The organism is Streptomyces tibetensis (assembly GCF_007655005.1).
GTDB classification, from domain to species: Bacteria; Actinomycetota; Actinomycetes; order Streptomycetales; family Streptomycetaceae; genus Streptomyces; species Streptomyces tibetensis.
The window spans coordinates 255,110-272,219 of the sequence record NZ_SZVW01000006.1; the positions used below are offsets into that span (position 1 = coordinate 255,110).

The following is a 17,110-nucleotide window of genomic DNA, read 5'->3' on the forward strand; positions in this document are numbered from 1 at the left end:
CGACCGCAGTTTACGACGTAGGGTGCGGTCGCTCATTTCCATGCGTCTGGCGACCTGGGTCATGGTGCAGCCCTGGGAGACGAGTTGCAATATTCTCAAGTGATCGTTCCCTAATCTGAGGTGGGGCTCTCTCAAGGAACTATTCAGTGTCACTTTCAGACCTCATGTTTTCGTCCGACGGTGGGGCGTCGGAGCTCCGCCTGATGGCGTGAAAGTTGCGCTGCTCGCCTCATTCGACCAGGCCGGCACGCCGAGCACGTCGTCAAGAAAGAGGAATGTGCAGTGAAGATCCTCTGAGGCGCGCGTCAGGCGGAGCTACTGATCAGAAACTGAGCGGGTGAGGACTCGTCGTGCGGGTCTTGGCGTGAAGCATGCTTCCCCCTAGCCGTTCGGTCACGCGTACAGTGCGGACGGCCCTTCGATAGCGCCTTTCGGGCGGGAAGTGGAAGGGGTCATTTGCCCGTGGAGTCATCCATCCGGACAGTGGTCGTCCACCCGGGCAGTATACGAAGGGCCGACTTGGCTTGATCAATGCTTTACCCATGTGACGGGCATCACATTACAAATACTTTCGCGGAATTTGAGATTCCGATTGTGCTTTATCCTCCTCTTGGGATTTGTTCGCATGTAAAAGCGGTGTCGGGTCGGAGCTCTGCCCACCGAGGCCCAGAACAAAGGAATCCGAGGTGGCGGAGTGCCCCTGGCCGGCGTACCGCGGACGCGGTATGCCGCGGAGCCCCGTACTCCCCTGGGAGGGGCGCCGGTTCGACCCACGGTCGACAACAGTTCGACAGCTTCACCCCGTACCGTTGACGCATGGATCTTCGACTGCCCGGACTCCACGGGCTGCTGCGGAGGCCCCGGAGGCTCCTCGCCGCCGGGGCCGCCGTCGTCGTCCTCGCGGGCGCGGGCACGTGGACGGCCGTCGCGAACGACGAGACGCCCCCGGTCCACCGCGAAGACCGGTTCCTGGCCACCGGCGACGGTGTCCGCGTCGACACCTCGTTCTTCACCTCCGGAGCGGACGGCCGCCGCCCCGCCGTCCTGCTCGGGCACGGCTTCGGCGGCAGCAAGAACGACGTACGGCAGCAGGCCGAGGGCCTCGCCCGGGACGGCTACGCGGTCCTGACCTGGTCGGCCCGCGGCTTCGGCAAGTCCAACGGGAGGATCGGCCTCAACGACCCCGAGGGCGAGGTCGCCGACGTCTCGAAGCTCATCGACTGGCTCGCGAAGCAGCCCCAGGTCGAGCTCGACAAGAAGGGCGACCCCCGCGTCGGCCTGGCGGGCGCCTCCTACGGCGGTGCGATCGCCCTGCTCACCGCGGGCCGTGACGACCGCGTCGACGCCATCGCCCCGGCGATCACGTACTGGAACCTCGCCGACGCCCTCTTCCCGAACGGCGTCTTCAAGAAGCTCTGGGCCGGCATCTTCGTCAACTCCGGCGGCGGCTGCGAGAAGTTCGAGCCCGCGCTGTGCCGGATGTACGAGCGGGTCGCCGAGTCGGGCACGCCGGACACCGAGGCGCGCAAGCTGCTTCAGGAGCGCTCGCCGTCCGCCGTCGGCAAGAACATCAAGGTCCCGACCCTGCTGATGCAGGGCCAGTCCGACTCCCTCTTCCCGCTCGGCCAGGCCGACCAGGCCGCGAAGGCGATCCGCGCCAACGGCGCCCCCGTCGACGTCGACTGGATAGCGGGTGGCCACGACGGCGGCGACATGGAGACCGGCCGGGTCGAGGGCCGCGTCACGTCCTGGTTCGACCGCTACCTGAAGGACGACAAGGGCGCCGACACCGGCCCCGCCTTCCGCGTCACCCGCACCCTCGGCACGGGCTCCGGCGACGGCGAACCCCGCCTGACGGGAGTGACCTCGGACCGCTACCCCGGTCTGGAGAGCAAGCAGCGCTCCGTCTGGCTGGCCGGCCGCGAGCAGAGCTTCGACAATCCGCCCGGCGCCAGCCCGCCCGGCGTCTCCGCCCTGCCCGGCCTCGGTGGCGCCGGCGGCCTCAGCCGGCTGTCCTCGCTCGGCATCGGCGTCTCCCTCGACTTCCCCGGCCAGTTCGCCGCGTTCGAGTCCGCGCCGATGCGCGAGGACCTCCAGATCACCGGCTCGCCCACCGCCACCGTGCACGTGAAGTCCACCAGCGACGACGCCGTCCTCTTCGCGAAGCTCTACGACGTCGGCCCGGGCGGCGGCACCCAGCAGGTGCTGCCCTCCCAGCTCGTCACACCCCTCAGGGTCGACGGCGCCAAGGCCGGCGAGGACGTCACCGTCACGCTCCCGGCCATCGACCACGAGATCGACGACGGCCACCGGCTCCGCCTGGTCCTCGCCTCCACCGACCTCGGTTACGCCTCCCCGACGGCCCCGGCGACGTACACCGTCTCCCTCAAGGGCGACCTGTTGGTCCCCTCGGCCCTAGGGCAGCGCGACACCCAGGACGGGCTGCCCGCGTGGGTGTGGTGGCTGCCGCTCGCCGGCGCGGGCATCGCCCTGGCGCTGATCCTCACGGGCCGCCGCCGCACGGCCGCCCCCGCCCCGCCGGACCCGGCCCTCGCCGAAGTCCCCCTCCAGATCACGGACCTCACCAAGCGGTACGCGAAGTCCACCGACCGGTACGCGGTCAAGGACCTCTCCTTCCGCGTGGAGCAGGGCCAGGTCCTCGGCCTGCTCGGCCCCAACGGGGCGGGCAAGACGACCACCCTGCGCATGCTGATGGGCCTGATCAGGCCCGACGGCGGCGAGATCCGCGTCTTCGGCCACGCCATCGGCCCCGGCGCCCCGGTCCTCTCCCGGGTCGGCGCCTTCGTCGAGGGCGCGGGCTTCCTGCCGCACCTGTCCGGCCGCGAGAACCTGGAGCTGTACTGGCGCGCCACCGGCCGCCCGGCCGAGGACGCGCATCTGGAGGAGGCCCTGGAGATCGCGGGCCTCGGCGACGCCCTCGCCCGCGCCGTGCGCACCTACTCCCAGGGCATGCGCCAGCGCCTCGCCATCGCCCAGGCCATGCTCGGCCTGCCGGACCTGCTCATCCTCGACGAGCCGACCAACGGCCTGGACCCGCCGCAGATCCGCGAGATGCGCGAGGTGATGATCCGCTACGCCGCCGCCGGCCGCACGGTCATCGTCTCCAGCCACCTCCTCGCGGAGGTCGAGCAGACCTGCACCCACCTCGTGGTGATGGACCACGGTCAGCTCGTCCAGGCGGGCCCCGTCGAGGACATCGTCGGCTCGGGCGACACCCTCCTCGTCGGCACGGCCACGCCCGTGGACGAGCCCCTCGTGGAGAAGGTCGGCGCCCTGCCGGGAGTCGCCTCGGCCGTGCGCGCCGACGAGGGCCTCCTGATCCAGCTCGACGCCGACGGGACCCCCCAGCGCCTGGTCGCCGACCTCGTACGCCTGGACGTGGCCGTGCGGTCGGTCGGCCCCCACCGCCGCCTGGAGGACGCCTTCCTCACCCTGATCGGAGCCGAAGCATGAGCACGCTCGCCGAGCCGCCCGTCGAGGTCGCCGACGGCTACCGCGCGGGCCGCACCCTGCCCTTCCGCGTCGAGCTGGCCCGGCAGCTGAAGCGGCGCCGCACCCTGGTCATGGGCGGTGTCCTGTTCGCCCTGCCGATCATCCTGCTGATCGCCTTCCAGGTCGGCGGCGACCCGGGCGGCAACAACAACCGCGTGAACCTCATGGACACGGCGACCGCGTCCGGGGCCAACTTCGCGGCGGTCAACCTCTTCTCCGCCGCCGGCTTCCTGCTCGTCATCCCCGTCGCCCTGTTCTGCGGCGACACCGTCGCCTCGGAGGCGAGCTGGTCGTCCCTGCGCTATCTGCTCGCGGCCCCCGTGCCCCGGGCCCGGCTGCTGTGGTCCAAGCTCGCCGTCGGACTCACCCTCAGCCTCGCCGCGCTCGTCCTGCTCCCGGTCGTCGCCCTGATCGTCGGCACCGCCGCCTACGGCTGGGGCCCGCTGCAACTGCCCACCGGCGGCAGCCTGTCCACCGGCACCGCGGTCCAGCGCATGCTGATCGTCGTCGCGTACATCATGGTGTCCCAACTGGTCACCGCCGCCCTCGCGTTCTGCCTGTCGACCCGGACGGACGCCCCGCTCGGCGCGGTCGGCGGCGCGGTGTTCCTCACCATCATCGGCAGCGTCCTCGACGAGGTGACGGCCCTCGGCGACTGGCGCCACTTCCTGCCCGCGCACTGGCAGTACGCCTGGCTCGACGCCGTCCGGCCCCGGCTGGAGTGGTCGGACATGATCCAGGGCACGTCGATCTCCGTGACCTACGCACTCGTACTGTTCGCCCTGGCCTTCCGCGGCTTCGCCCGCAAGGACGTCGTCTCCTAGAGCCTGATTCAAACGACAGGCCCTGGTCCGACGGACAGATCAACGGAGGATCACCCACCGGTCTCGAAAGCCCGCCCCCGTGGCCGCTTCGAGACGCTTCCGCAACGCCCCGTGCCGCACGTTCGGGCCCCCCGCACCGTCACAGTCGCAAGAAGCCGACACCAACGGATGCAGGGGGTACGGACGATGGAGCGGTTCCGGACACGAACAGCGCTGCTCGCCCTCACGGCCGCGAGCGGCCTGCTGCTCACCGCGTGCAGCGGGGGCGGCGACACCGGGGAGAGCAGCAAGGCCGCCGACCGACCCGAGTACGGCGCGGGCGAGCCCGCACCCGCCCACGGCGACGAGGATGGCATTAGCGAGCGGGACGACCTGCGCGAAGACCCCGACCACCTGTCCACCTTCGCCCTCGACGTCGACACCGCCTCCTACGACTACGCCCGCCGGGCCCTCGCCGACGGGCGGCTGCCCGACCCGTCGACCGTCCGCCCCGAGGAGTTCGTCAACAGCTTCCGCCAGGACTACGACCGCCCCGACGGCGACGGTTTCTCGGTCACCGTCGACGGCGCCCGCACCGGCGACGAGGACTGGTCCCTGGTCCGCGTCGGTCTCGCCACCCGCACGACGGAACGCTCCGGTGAACGCCCGCCCGCCGCCCTCACCTTCGTCATCGACGTCTCGGGCTCCATGGACGAACCGGGCCGCCTGGACCTCGCCAAGGAATCCCTCTCGGTGATGACGGACCGGCTGCGCGACGAGGACTCGGTCGCGCTCGTCACCTTCAGCGACGAGGCCGAGACCGTCCTGCCCATGACCCGCCTCGACGGCAACCGCGACCAGATCCAGGACGCCGTCTCCGACCTGGACACCCAGGACTCCACCAACCTCGGCGCCGGCGTCGAGACCGGCTACGAGACGGCCGTCGAGGGTCTGCGCGAGGGTGCCACCAACCGGGTCGTCCTCGTCTCCGACGCGCTCGCCAACACCGGCGACACCGACGCGGACGCCATCCTGGAGCGCATCGCCGGCGAGCGCCGCGAGCACGGCATCACCCTCTTCGGGGTCGGCGTCGGCAGCGACTACGGCGACGCCCTGATGGAACGCCTCGCCGACAAGGGCGACGGCCACACCGTCTACGTGTCCGACCCCGGCGAGGCCCGCAAGGTCTTCTCCGAGCAGCTCCCGCGCAACGTCGACCTCACCGCCCGCGACGCCAAGGCCCAGGTCGCCTTCGACCCGGAGACGGTCGAGGAGTTCCACCTGGTCGGCTACGACAACCGGCGCGTCGCCGACGAGGACTTCCGCGACGACCGTGTCGACGGCGGCGAGGTCGGCCCCGGCCACACCGTCACCGCCCTGTACGCCGTGCGCACCGAGCCCGGCGCCGAGGGCCACCTCGCCACCGCCACCGTGCGCTGGCTCGACCCGGAGACCCGCGACCCGCACGAGGAGACCGGCGACCTGGAGACCGACGCCCTCCACGGCTCCCTGCGCGCCGCGCCCAGCCGTTTCCAGGTCGCCGCGGTGGCGGCCTACTTCGCCGACGCCCTCCGCTCGCGAGACGACCGCCACGACCGCCTCCCGGGAGCTCCGGCCGGCTTCGGCGAACTGGCGGACCGCGCCCGCGTGTTGTCCGACACCACGGAGGACGGGGCAGTGCGCGAGCTCGCCCGGGCCATCGAGCAGGCGGACCGGCAGCGGGACTGAACACCGCCCGGCTTTCCGGGACGGGACGCGGGCCAACCGGGTGAACCTGCGGAACCAATTCTTCTGCACCGGGTTGATGAGGCAGTAGAGCATGCGGCGCCACGAGAAAGGAACGCGCAGTGCTCAAGGAGGCAATGATCGCTGCGGCGGCCGCCGCTTCCGCCATTGATGTGCCGGTGACGGCCGCTGTCCCGGCACTCGCCGGCGGACCGGTCGTCGCGCAGGGCAACGGCGAGTAACGCTGCCTCCGCAGCCCCTGTGCCGCGAGACAGCGCGCCTGATTCCTGTTCAGCGCTGCGACCTGTTCATGCCGCCGCACCGTCGGCCCTGGATGTGGATCTCCGCTCCGAGGCCGGCCGCCCCGATTCTTCAAGCAGGAGGACAACTGCAATGCGACAGACCCTGAGCAAGGGAGCGTTCGCGGCGGCCGCCGCCACGGGGATTCTGTCCCTGTACGGCAGCCCCGCCCTCGCCGACTCCGACGCGTCGGCAGTGGCGAAGGATTCCCCTGGTGTGTTGTCCGGGAACAGCGTGCAGGTGCCGGTGGACGTGCCGGTCAACGTGTGCGGCAACACCGTCAACGTGCTCGCGGCGCTCAACACCGCGTTCGGCAACTCCTGCAGGAACATCTCGCACAAGTCGTCGGGCCACGAGGCGGACGCGGACGCGTCGGCGGTCGTGAAGGGTTCCCCGGGCGTGGGGTCCGGGAACAACGTGCAGGTGCCGCTCGATGTGCCCGTGAACGTCTGCGGCAACAGCGTCGACGGGGGTGCGCTGTTCAACGACGCGCTTGAGAACGACTGTGAGAACGGCTCCTACGGCGGCGGTTACGGCGACGACGACAAGCCGTCGACGGAAGAGAAGCCGAAGCCCCCGGCCAAGGGCGGTTCCGTCCCGCCGGACAGCGAGACGCCGCGTTCCACGACTCCGGACACCGAGGACTCGTCCGTCACCGAGGAAGCCGAGGAGCAGGAGGAGCCCGGCACTCTGCCCCAGCTGGCCGAGACCGGCAGCGAGGCCCTGGCGGCGGCATCGGCCGCCAGTGCCGTCCTGATCGCGGGCGGAGTGATGATGTACCGCCGCGCCCGCACCACCTCGTCCCGCTAGCCGCTCCCGAGGGGGGCGGGTGCCGGACACCTCCCCGGCACCCGCCCGCCGCACCCGCACGCCAAAAGACCGGCGCCCGCCGTCACCGGTGGCACATCCCAGCCGCTCCGGCGGCCGCGCGCCGCAGCCTCGGACGCGAGGCTGTGGCCGCCCCGGACCGCATCACCCGCACCCCCCGTCGACCCAGGTCCGGGGGGTGTCGGCCGTCGCGGGGCACCGACTTCTCTCGACCGCTCTCCCCTGCGCAAGAGCGGGCCGCTGACGACGCTGTCGCCGTCAGCGGCCCGCGGGTCACCGTGCGAGGCTCCCCGTCAGCGGTGCACGGGCGACGGCGACTCGCTCCGGCTGCCGTCCACCGGAGCGGGGACGATGCCGCCCACCGGCCTCGCCCCGAGCCGGCGGCGCACTCCGCGGACGAGTGTCGACGCCGTGAAGGACGCGCCCTGCACGAAGCGCATGGCAGGGCCGAAGCCCGAGGCCGTCACCAGACCCGCGAGGAACAGGCCGGGGTAGGAGGACTCGAAGCTGCGCCCGACCTCCGGCGAGCCGTCCGGCAGTGCCGCCAGCGTCCCGCGCAACTCGGGGGAGAGCATTCCGAGCCGGTCGCAACGCGCCCGGAACCCCGTGGCGGCGATGACGTGTTCGGTCTCCAGGCTGCGCAGGGCACCCGTACGGCTCGCCATGTCCAGCCGCACCCCGCCCGGCACCGCGCAGGCCGCGGTGACCTCATGGCCCGGCAGCAGCTCCACCACGCCCTCCACCCGGTCCCGCACCCACCACGCGCCCGCCGGCCCCAGCGCCGTGGTCGCGATGCGTGCCCGGGTCGGCTCCGGAAGCCGCCGGAAGAGGTTCGGGCGCTCCGAGTAGAACCAGTTCCGCCAGCCGGGGCCGAGGCCGCTGTGGGGGGAGCGGGCCGACTGGTACCAGGGGCGCTCCCAGGGTGGCGGCACGTCGTTCCACCGCAGTTGTTCCGCCCGCGCCAGCACACGGACACGCGTGCCCTGCTCGGCGAGCAGGGCCGCCGTTTCCAGGGCCGCCTGCCCGCCACCGATCACCGTGACGTCCTTGTCGCGGAAGCGGTCGAGGTCGCTGTGGTGGCTGCTGTGCGTCACCAGGGCGGGATGCAGCCCGCGCAGCGCCTGCGGTACCTCGACGAACGGCATCACGCCGACCGCCAGGGCCACCGTTCGCGCCTGCACCTCCTCCCCGTCCTCGGTGACCGCCGTGAAACCGCCGGGCCCGGCCGCCACCCGGCTCACCATGCGCTCGTCCACCTCCGGTACGGCATTGCGCGCGAACCACAGGCCGTACTCCGCGAACGCCTCGACCGGGATCGGCTGCGCATGACGTGCCGTCAGGCCGTGCTGCGCGCAGTAGACGTCCAGACGCCACTGCCCGGCCGGGTCGGAGAGGTTGGACGCCCACGGCTCCGACTTCAGGAACATGCCGCCGGGCATGTTGTCCCGCCAGGACGCCATGGGCCGGCCGAACACGCGCAGGTTCAGCCCGGCGGCCGCGGCGTGGGACGCGATCGACAGACCGTAGGGGCCTGCGCCCACCACCAGAAGGTCGTACACCATCAACTGCTCGCTTTCTCGTTGTCGGTCAGGGAGGGCGAGGCCGCCCGGGGGGTCCGCCGGGGCGTCGGCACCGTCGTCGTGCCCAGCCGCTCGTACAGCCGGCGGGACACGTGCCGGCACCACTGGGCCCACATGACCCGTCCGGGAGAGCGGTCGTCCGCGGCGTACCAGGCCAGTTCGCGCCCGCCCGGCGCCGCCCGCAGCGCGGCCAGCGGCGCGTAGTTCTCCACCACGAACGCCCGCCCGGCCATCGGGGCCCCGGCCGGCAGTGAACGGCCCGTCAGATCCAGGTGCAGGGCCCGTACGACGTCCAGGCCCGTGCTGTCCGCGAAGAGCCGGAACTGGGCGCCGGCGCGCGGGTTGAAGTCGAGCAGGTGGTAACGGCCCGTCTCGCCGCAGCGCCGGAAGTCGAGGTCGAAGATGCCCCGGTAGCCCAGCTCGCCGGTGAGCCGCTCGGCCAGCGCCTGCACCTGGGGGTTGGGGGTCCAGCAGCCCACCGCGGTCAGGCCCGCCCCCCGCGGCCAGGCCTGCTGCTTGCGGCCCGGCCCGCCCGCGCGCACGCTGCCCGAGCGGTCGGCGTAGCCGTGGAAGAACCAGTCCCGGTCCGGGCCCGGTGACAGGTACGCCTGGAGCAGCAGCCGGCTGCCCGCCTCCTCGGTGCGTCCGAACAGCTCCCGGGCCTGCTGCGAGGACCGCACCAGCACCGTGCTGCGCAGCCCGCTGCCGGAGGGCAGCAGCCAGGGGCGGCTCCACTTCGCCACCAGCGGCAGCCCGAGCCGCCGCAGGGCCTCGTCGACCTCGGGCGGGCTGTCCGGGATCAGCGTCACCGGGTGCGGGACCTCGGCGGACGCGCACACGGCGGCCAGTTCCGCCTTGTCGGCGACGCGCTCGGCCAGGGTGCCGGGCATCTCCGGCAGCAGGTAGGAGGACGCGAGTTCGTCCCGCGCCCGCCCCACGGTGATCGCGCTCGCGTCGTCCATCGGGACCAGGACGGCGGGCCGCGCGATCCCGTCGGCCACGCGGCGCAGCACGGCGAGAATGTCCTCCGTGGACGCTCCCGGGGGCGGTGGGGGGTGCATTTGACGTACGTAACGTGACGCTCCGACGGGACTTCCCGCGGAATCAGCGACGACGTGTACCTCCACTCCCGCCCTGCCCAGTGAGCGTACGGCCCCCAGCGTTCCGTGATGGAAAGGATTCCGGTCGATCCGCAGCACAACAGCGGGGACGCGGATGTCGAGCAGCGACACGAATTCTCTCTTTCTCTTCGATCGGCTCACCCGCACGGGCGAGCCCGGCACTCGAAAGCCGCAACGGCACTGGCGTTCCAGGCTTTTCTGTGACTCACTTATATGACTGCCCGTCAATAACACCAATTGCGGCAGCACTCCGGACGAGAGCGAAGAAAGGAGCAGGCATGGCCCCACAGCACAGGCGGGCCAAGGTCCGCCGGCTGACCTTGGGCGCGGCAGCGGTCGCCGCGTCGGCCGCCCTGGCGTCCGGCCTCGTGGCGGAGGTGGGGGTGGCGCAGGCCGCCGAGCCCAGGGCTCCGGCGCCGACCCCGGTGACGCCCGCCGCCACGCCCTCGGCCCTCGCACCTGCGGCCGTCGCCCAGCCCCCGGTGCCCGCCGCCACGCCCTCGGCCCTCACGCCGCCGGCCGTCGCCCAGATCCCGGCGCCCACCCCGGCCACCACTGCGGCGGCCGGTGAGGGGATTCCCGCCTTCGGTGTCTTCCTCAAGTCCGACGCCCGTGGTGTGGCACGGATGCCGCTGTTCAGCCACTGGCTGGGCGGCACGGAGCTCCGCGTCGGCCACACCTACCTGCCGGGACACCGCTGGCGCGACATCGAGGGTGCCGCCGACTTCCTGGACGTGTGGGCGCACTGGCGCAACAAGAAGTCCGACCGGATGCTGGTCCTCAACGTCCCCATGCAGGAGCGCAACGAGGAGGGCGTCTCCGACGACGAGGTCAGGCAGCTGCTGCGGCGCGGCGCGGCCGGGGAGTTCGATCACCACTTCCGTGTCCTCGCCGAGCGGTTGGTGAAGCTGAACGTGCCGGACACGGTCATCGTGCTCGGCTGGGAAATGAATGGCACCACGTACACCCATCGCTGTGGGCCGGACCCGGAGGCCTGGAAGAAGTACTGGAACAGGATCGTCGCCACCATGCGTTCCGTGCCGGGCCAGAAGTTCCGGTTCGATTTCACACCGAGCCGTGGCCAGGACGCCGTTCCCTGGACGAAATGCTATCCGGGGGACGACACGGTCGACGTCATCGGCATGGATTCCTATGACCAGCCGAACGGAATGTCGTTCGACCAGCAGGTGAAAGAGCCCTACGGGCTGCAGCACCACGTGGATTTCGCGAAGGCTCACGGCAAACCCATTTCCTATCCGGAATGGGGACTCTTCCGCAACGGTGACAATCCCGAGTACATGCGGCGCATGCTCGCCTGGATGGACGAGTACAGGCCGCTCTACAACACGCTGACCGACTACTGCCCGCACGGTGTGTGGCAGTGCGGGGCCAACCCGAAGTCGTCCCACCTCTACCGGTCCACCCTGTTCGGCCGCACCGACCAGGCGGCCCCGCCCCTCACACCCACGCCGCAGCCGACCCCGCCCGGCACGACGCCGCCCCCGGCGGACTGCACACCGCTGGACCTGGGCAGTTGGGTGGAGGAGTGGCTCGGCGGGAAGCTCTGCCTGCGCTTCGACTGGTGGTGATCCACCGGCCTGCTGAAACCCCGCTCCCCGGTGCGGTGCTGGGCCGGGCCCGCCGTCGTCACCGTTGTCCGCGCACATCGGCGGCGGCGGCCGGTCCGGGCACCGAGGGGGCCGGGGCGCTCTCGCCGTCCCGGCCGCCCTTCCTGGGCCGCGCCAAAAGGGCCAGGCCGCCCAGCAGACCGCCGGCGCTCGCCCCCACCAGACCGGTCACCGCCGGTGACGCGGACGTCGGCTCGCGCGGCTCCACCGCCCGGGAGAACCGCACGAGCCGCACGTGGGTGCTGTCACTGCTGTCGTCCGCGTGGCGGGTCAGCGAGCGGGTGACCGCGTTGGCCATGTCGACGGCGAGGCCTGGGCGCGAGGAAGTGGCCGAGACGGCGACCATCGGCGCGTCCGGCGACGTCGCCGTGCGCACACTGTGCTGCAGGGTGCGCACCGGAACACCCGCGTACACCTGAGCGTCCCCGAGCACCGCGAGCTGTGTGGCGACCCGGCCGTACGCCTGGGCGAACCCGAGGGCCGCGTCCGGCGAGGACTTCTCGGTGGGTACGGCGATGACGTAGCTCGTGGCCGTGTACGTGGAGGGTGTGAGCAAGCCGTAGGAGCCGCCGAGCAGACCCCCGACGATGGTGCCGGCCGCCAGCACGGACCACAGGGGAAGGCCCCTGAGACGAGCCGGGGACAGGCGGTGCTGACGGGGCGGAGTGTCGGTCATGAGGAGGTGGCTCCCAGAGGTGAGAGGGACGGCGAACTGGAGACCGCTGTCGCGTACACGTCCGTGAGACGGGCCGCGCAGTGGGTGATGCTGTAGTGGTGGGCGACCTCCGAGGCCTTGCGCGGCCGGGCACCGGCCGCCCGGACCTCGGCCATCGCACGGGCGTACGCCTCGGGACCGCCGCGCACACACCGGGCGCCGGCGGCCGCGGGCGGCCGCACGTCCTCGATGGCCGGGCAGGAGGCGTAGAGCACCGGCAGTCCCGACGCCAGAGCCTCCACGGCCGCCAGACCGAAGGCCTCCTCCGTGGACGGGGACGCGAGCAGGTCCATCGCCGAGACGAGGGAGGGCAGGTCCGGACCCGGCGAGTCGTCGCGCACGTAGGGACGCTCGCCGGTGAACACGACCCGCTCGGCCACACCGGCCTCGTGGGCCGTACGGCGCAGGGCGGGCTCCTCGGGGCCGCCGCCCACCAGCAGCAGCCGGCACTCGGCCGGAAGCAGGGCGAGCGCGCGGACGAGGACGTCGAACCGCTTCCCCGCGGTCAGCCGGCCGACACCGCCCACGACCCAGGCGTCCTCCGGCAGGCCGACATGCCGGCGGGCGTACGCGCGCCGCTCCGGGTCGAAACGGAAACGGTCGAGGTCGATGCCGTTCGGCACGACCTCGATGCGGGGCGCGGGCACGCCCCAGCGCTTCAGGCGCTCGGCCACCGTCGGGGAGACGGCGACCGTCGCCGACCCGAGCCGCTCACTGGCGAGGTACAGCCCCCGCACCCCCGGCGTCAGGCTGCGGCCCTCCATCTGCGAGTCGCCCAGGGAGTGTTCGGTGGCGACGACCGCCCGGACCCCGGCCACGCGTGCGGCGAAGCGGCCGTAGACGCAGGCCCGGTAGAGGTGGGTGTGCACCAGGTCGTAGCCGCCGGTGCGAATCAGCCGGACCAGGCGCGGCAGCGCGGCCAGGTCACGGTTGCCGCCCATGCCGAGATGCGTGACACGGACTCCGTCGGCCGCCAGGCCCTCGGCGACCGCGCCGGGGTTGGTGAGCGTCACGACGTCGCAGTCGACGGGCAGATGACGCAGCAGCAGGCGCAACTGCTGCTCGGCCCCGCCGACCCCGAGGCCGGTGATGATGTGCAGAGCCCTCATCTCACAGGCCCTCCACCGGGCGCCGGCGCAGCCGGTGCAGCCAGTGCTTGAGGTGCAGGCGCCACGCCGTGTCGTCCTGGCCGACGTACACACGCGGCAGGGCGTGCGGACCGGTCAGCGCGCCCGGGTCGATGGCGCAGGCGTAGACATATCCCGCTTCCCGTACGGCCTCCACGGCGCGGGCGTCGATCGTGCCGTACGGGTAGCAGAAGCCGTCGACCGGGGCGCCGGTCAGCTCCTCCAGCTGTGCGCGGCTCTCCGCGACCTCGGCCCTGAGCGTGCGGTCGTCCGCCTTGGTGAGGTCGGCATGCGTCAGCCCGTGCGAGCCGATCTCCACGCCTTCGGCGGCCGCGCGCCGGATGCCGTCCCCGGTCAGCAGCGGCTTGCGCGGGCCGAGCGGATCCCAGGCGTTGTCGCCACCGAGCCGTCCGGGCAGCACGAAGAGGGTCGCGCCGCAGTCCCAGCGGTGCAGCAGCGGCAGGGCGTCGGTGACGAAGTCGGCGTACCCGTCGTCGAAGGTCAGCCCGACCAGGTCGTGCCCCTCGCCCCGGGCGCGGGCGGCGAGCAGCTCGGTCACGGACACGCCCCGCAGCCCGCGCCGGCGCAGCCAGGCCAGCTGCGCCCCGAGTCGCGCCGGCGTGACCGTGATGCGGTACGGGTCGTCCGAGCAGTCGCCCACCGAGTGGTACATCGCCACCCAGGGAGCCGGGCCCTTGCGCGGGGCCCGGGGTCTGCCGGTGTCGAGGGAGTCAACGGAAACGGCCATGTGTGAGCCTTCGTGTGACGGCGCGTAGGGAGCGCAGAGCGGACGCGGAACTCTGGGCACCGAAGGCCCAGCTGAGCGGGACGAAGACCAAGGTCACGGTCAGAAGGCCGGCCGTGAGGCCCGCCGCCGGGGACGGCAGCCGGCTCGCGGCGAACGCCCCCGCGGCCGTGGCGACGGCCGCGGCGGACACCAGCCTGCTCAGCTCGGCCAGGACCGGCCGGACACGGACCGAGACGCCGTGAGCGCCGTCCGGCCGGCCCGTTCGCAGCCCGGCGAGCAGCAGGGCCGCCGTGACGGTGATGCCGAGGGCGTTGGCGGCGGCGATCCCCGCCACTCCCCAGGAGTGCACGGAGCCGGCGCCGATCCAGGACGTCACGGCGATGCCCGCCGCCATCGCGCCGAGGGGGTACCAGCTGGCCCGGCCCGCCGAGAAGTAGGACCGCACGAGGGCGCCCACCAGCGTCTGGCCGAGCAGCCCGAGGGCGTACACGCGCATGACGTCCGCTGTCGCGCCGGTGTCGCTCGAGGTGAACGCTCCGCGCTGGAAGAGCAGTTCGATCATCTGGGGGGCGCAGGCGACCACCGCGCACATGCCCAGCAGGACCAGCCACGAGGCGAGCGCCAGATCCCGCTCCACGCGGCTGCGGGCCCGCGCGGTGTCGCCGTCCGCAAGAGCCCGCGCCACCACCGGGAAGGTGACGGTGCACACCATCAGCGACAGCGTCATCGGGATCTGGGCGACCTTCTGCGCGTAGTTCAGGTGCGAGATGGCACCGGCCGGCAGGCCGGAGGCGAGGAAGCGCTCCGCGAGGACCTGCGACTGGCGGCACAGGGCGAAGAGGAGCACCGCGGCGATCAGGGCGGCTTGCATCGGCCGCTCCTCGACCACCGCCGTGGCCTTGGCGAGGTGCGGCGTGGGCGACGCCAGCCGCCGCCACAGCGACGGCAGTTGCACCGCCACCATCAGGCAGCCGCCCGCCGCCACCCCGACCGCGGCGGAGCGCACGCCCCAGCCCTCGCCGAGCAGGAACATCGCGGCGATGATGCCGGTGTTGTAGACGACGTAGATCGCCGCGGGTGCGAGGAAGCAGCGGTGTGCCCGCAGGGCGGCACTGCAGTACCCGGCGAGCCCGAAGGCCAGCACGCAGGTGGCCGTGATCCGGGTGCAGTCGGCGGCGAGCCGGGGGTCGGGCAGACCGGGAGCGAGAGCCCGGACCAGGTAGGGAGCCGTGCCGGCGATCAGGGCGGCCACCGCGGCGAGGGCGAGACAGAGCCGGGGCAGGGTGGCGCCGACCAGGGCGCGGACCGGGTCGCCCGGCGCGCCCCGGGCACGGCGGGCCAGCGCCATGCTGAACGCCGGGATCAGCGCGATCGCCAGCCCGTCCTCGATGAGCAGCGTGGCGGCGAACTCCGGAACCGTCCACGCCACCAGGAAGGCGTCGGTGTCGCTCCCGGCGCCGAACAGCCGCGCCAGCGACTGGTCGCGCACCAGGCCGAGCAGTGAACCGGCGATGGACAGCGATGCCGTGACGAGCGCGGCCCTGGCCAGGAAGCTCCCGGAGACCGACGACTGCGCCGGGGCCTGCTCGATACCGTCGCCGGTCTTGACGGCGGCCCGCGCCGGGGGCACGGTCACGGCGTCGTCCGTTTCGGAGCCGGGGGAATGCGAAGGCACCACCGTCATCGGACCAGGGCCTCCTCGGCGGGCTCACGCACCGCGCTGCGGGGCGCATCGGCGCGCACGTCGCCCGTCAGCGCCCACCAGGCCCCCAGCCCCATCGCCACCGCGATCAGCACGGTCGAGGGTCCGCCGATGTCGCCGTACATGAAGTCGGTCAGCAGCCAGATCAGCAGCCCGCAGGCGACGAGCCCGCAGTCGGCTCCCGGGCCGCGGTCGCGCACGCGCACGAGCCGCCGCACCCCGCACACCAGCAGCGCCAGCCAGCTTCCGGCGAGCGCGAGCAGCCCGATCAGGCCCTGCTCGCTCAGCACCAGCAGGTACATGTTGTGCGGAGACAGCAGCGGCTGGCGCTGGTACGCCGCTCCCGCGCCTTCGGTCTCGCTGCCCGACGACAGCGCCAGCGTCGCGTGTCCGTCCCGGTACTCGGGGAAACCCTTCAGCCCGACCCCGGTCAGCGGGTGCTGCCGCCACATGTCCGTGGCGGACGCCCACAGGGTGTACCGGTCGACGACGGACTGGTCGGGGGCGTCCGCGACCTGGGCGATGCTGCCGATGCGCTGTTGCAGAAGAACCGAGCCCACACCGAAGCCGCCCACCAGGATCACCCCCACGGCGACCGCGGCCGCGGCCACCTTGAGAGCGCGCCGCCATCCGGTCAGGACCAGCTGCACGGCGCACGTCAGGAACGTCGCGATCCAGGCCCCCCGGCTGAAGGAGAGCGCGAGCGGCAGCAGCAGCACCGCTGCGCACGCGGCGGCGGCCGCCCGCTGCCGTACGGGCACCCGGCCCAGCGCGATACCGACCGCGCACACCAGGCCGAGGGAGACCGCCGTCGCCATGCCCATCACGTCGTGCGACCCGAAGGTGCCCACCGCCCGGATGTTCGCGCCCTGGTAGGAGGCACCGGTCCGGGTGACGAACTGGTGGACGCCGAGGGCCCCCTGGCACAGGCCGAGCCCCACGCAGGCCCAGGTCACCATCCGGAAGCCGGTCCGGTCGCGCAGCAGCAGCAGTACGGCCGCCGGAACGAGGACGAAAGTCTGCAGGTAGCGTCCGAGGCCGGTGAGCCCGGCCTGGGGCGAGAACGCCCCCATGGTGGCGAGCGCGAGCCCCACGACCGGCAGGCCCAGAATCACGGCGGCGGCGGGTGACAGCGGGCGCCGCCGTTCGAGCAGGAGACGGAGCACGCAGTAGACCACCACCAGCCCGGAGAACACGTCGGCGGGCCCCGCTCCGTCCGACGTCAGCGGCAGTGCCAGCAAGGCCGGTACGGCCACCACGAGCAGGGCCGGTGTCAGCGCGGCGTCGCGGCGGGGGAGCGGTGTCAGTGCGAGGCTCACC

12 protein-coding genes are annotated in these 17,110 nt (G+C 72.5%); 5 read left to right on the top strand and 7 right to left on the bottom strand.

The genetic code is table 11. The annotated features are described in order from the left end of the window. Nucleotides 1–816 precede the first annotated feature (816 nt). The 4 genes from FDO69_RS12655 to FDO69_RS12670 all read left to right on the top strand — a co-directional run bounded on the left by FDO69_RS12655 (nucleotide 817) and on the right by FDO69_RS12670 (nucleotide 7,151). Nucleotides 817–3,474 (top strand): CocE/NonD family hydrolase, encoded by a 2,658-nt coding sequence (locus tag FDO69_RS12655; RefSeq protein WP_104779876.1) that lies wholly within the window; start codon nucleotides 817–819, stop codon nucleotides 3,472–3,474. Beyond that, entirely contained in the window at nucleotides 3,471–4,337 is an 867-nt protein-coding gene (locus FDO69_RS12660) for an ABC transporter permease (protein ID WP_104779877.1), read from the top strand. The genes FDO69_RS12655 and FDO69_RS12660 overlap by 4 nt, the downstream gene beginning before the upstream one ends. Before the next feature lie 168 nt (nucleotides 4,338–4,505). Next, nucleotides 4,506–6,044 carry a vWA domain-containing protein gene (locus FDO69_RS12665; RefSeq protein WP_104779878.1) on the top strand — a complete coding sequence of 513 codons (1,539 nt, stop codon included), beginning with the start codon at nucleotides 4,506–4,508 and terminating at the stop codon, nucleotides 6,042–6,044. 390 nt (nucleotides 6,045–6,434) lie between these two features. After that, entirely contained in the window at nucleotides 6,435–7,151 is a 717-nt protein-coding gene (locus FDO69_RS12670; RefSeq protein ID WP_104779879.1) for a chaplin, read from the top strand. Nucleotides 7,152–7,462: 311 nt separating this feature from the next. Here FDO69_RS12670 and FDO69_RS12675 read toward each other — a convergent pair whose 3' ends face one another. Continuing rightward, nucleotides 7,463–8,731 carry an NAD(P)-binding domain-containing protein gene (locus tag FDO69_RS12675; protein WP_170320871.1) on the bottom strand — a complete coding sequence of 423 codons (1,269 nt, stop codon included), beginning with the start codon at nucleotides 8,729–8,731 and terminating at the stop codon, nucleotides 7,463–7,465. Then, complete coding sequence (locus tag FDO69_RS12680; protein ID WP_104779880.1) at nucleotides 8,731–9,981, bottom strand: carboxylate--amine ligase; 1,251 nt, start codon at nucleotides 9,979–9,981, stop codon at nucleotides 8,731–8,733. Before FDO69_RS12680 ends, FDO69_RS12675 begins: the two co-directional genes overlap by 1 nt. A gap of 167 nt (nucleotides 9,982–10,148) precedes the next feature. Here FDO69_RS12680 and FDO69_RS12685 point away from each other — a divergent pair, with 167 nt between their 5' ends. Beyond that, a complete protein-coding gene (locus FDO69_RS12685) occupies nucleotides 10,149–11,459 on the top strand; it encodes a glycoside hydrolase family 26 protein (protein WP_104779881.1) in 1,311 nt (436 codons plus the stop codon). Nucleotides 11,460–11,517: 58 nt separating this feature from the next. On the opposite strand, the gene FDO69_RS12690 is transcribed toward FDO69_RS12685, so the two are convergent. The 5 genes from FDO69_RS12690 to FDO69_RS12710 are packed head-to-tail and all read right to left on the bottom strand — an operon-like array spanning nucleotide 11,518 to nucleotide 17,109. Further along, nucleotides 11,518–12,174, bottom strand: coding sequence for a YveK family protein (locus tag FDO69_RS12690; protein ID WP_104779882.1), 657 nt, complete (start codon nucleotides 12,172–12,174; stop codon nucleotides 11,518–11,520). Next, nucleotides 12,171–13,322, bottom strand: coding sequence for a glycosyltransferase (locus tag FDO69_RS12695; RefSeq protein WP_104779883.1), 1,152 nt, complete (start codon nucleotides 13,320–13,322; stop codon nucleotides 12,171–12,173). Before FDO69_RS12695 ends, FDO69_RS12690 begins: the two co-directional genes overlap by 4 nt. Before the next feature lies 1 nt (nucleotide 13,323). After that, nucleotides 13,324–14,088, bottom strand: coding sequence for a polysaccharide deacetylase family protein (locus FDO69_RS12700; protein WP_104779884.1), 765 nt, complete (start codon nucleotides 14,086–14,088; stop codon nucleotides 13,324–13,326). After that, nucleotides 14,072–15,772, bottom strand: a complete 1,701-nt coding sequence (locus tag FDO69_RS12705; RefSeq protein ID WP_104779885.1) for a lipid II flippase MurJ — start codon at nucleotides 15,770–15,772, stop codon at nucleotides 14,072–14,074. Before FDO69_RS12705 ends, FDO69_RS12700 begins: the two co-directional genes overlap by 17 nt. After that, nucleotides 15,769–17,109 (bottom strand): O-antigen ligase family protein, encoded by a 1,341-nt coding sequence (locus FDO69_RS12710; protein WP_104779886.1) that lies wholly within the window; start codon nucleotides 17,107–17,109, stop codon nucleotides 15,769–15,771. The genes FDO69_RS12705 and FDO69_RS12710 overlap by 4 nt, the downstream gene beginning before the upstream one ends. Between the last annotated feature and the right edge of the window lies 1 nt (nucleotide 17,110).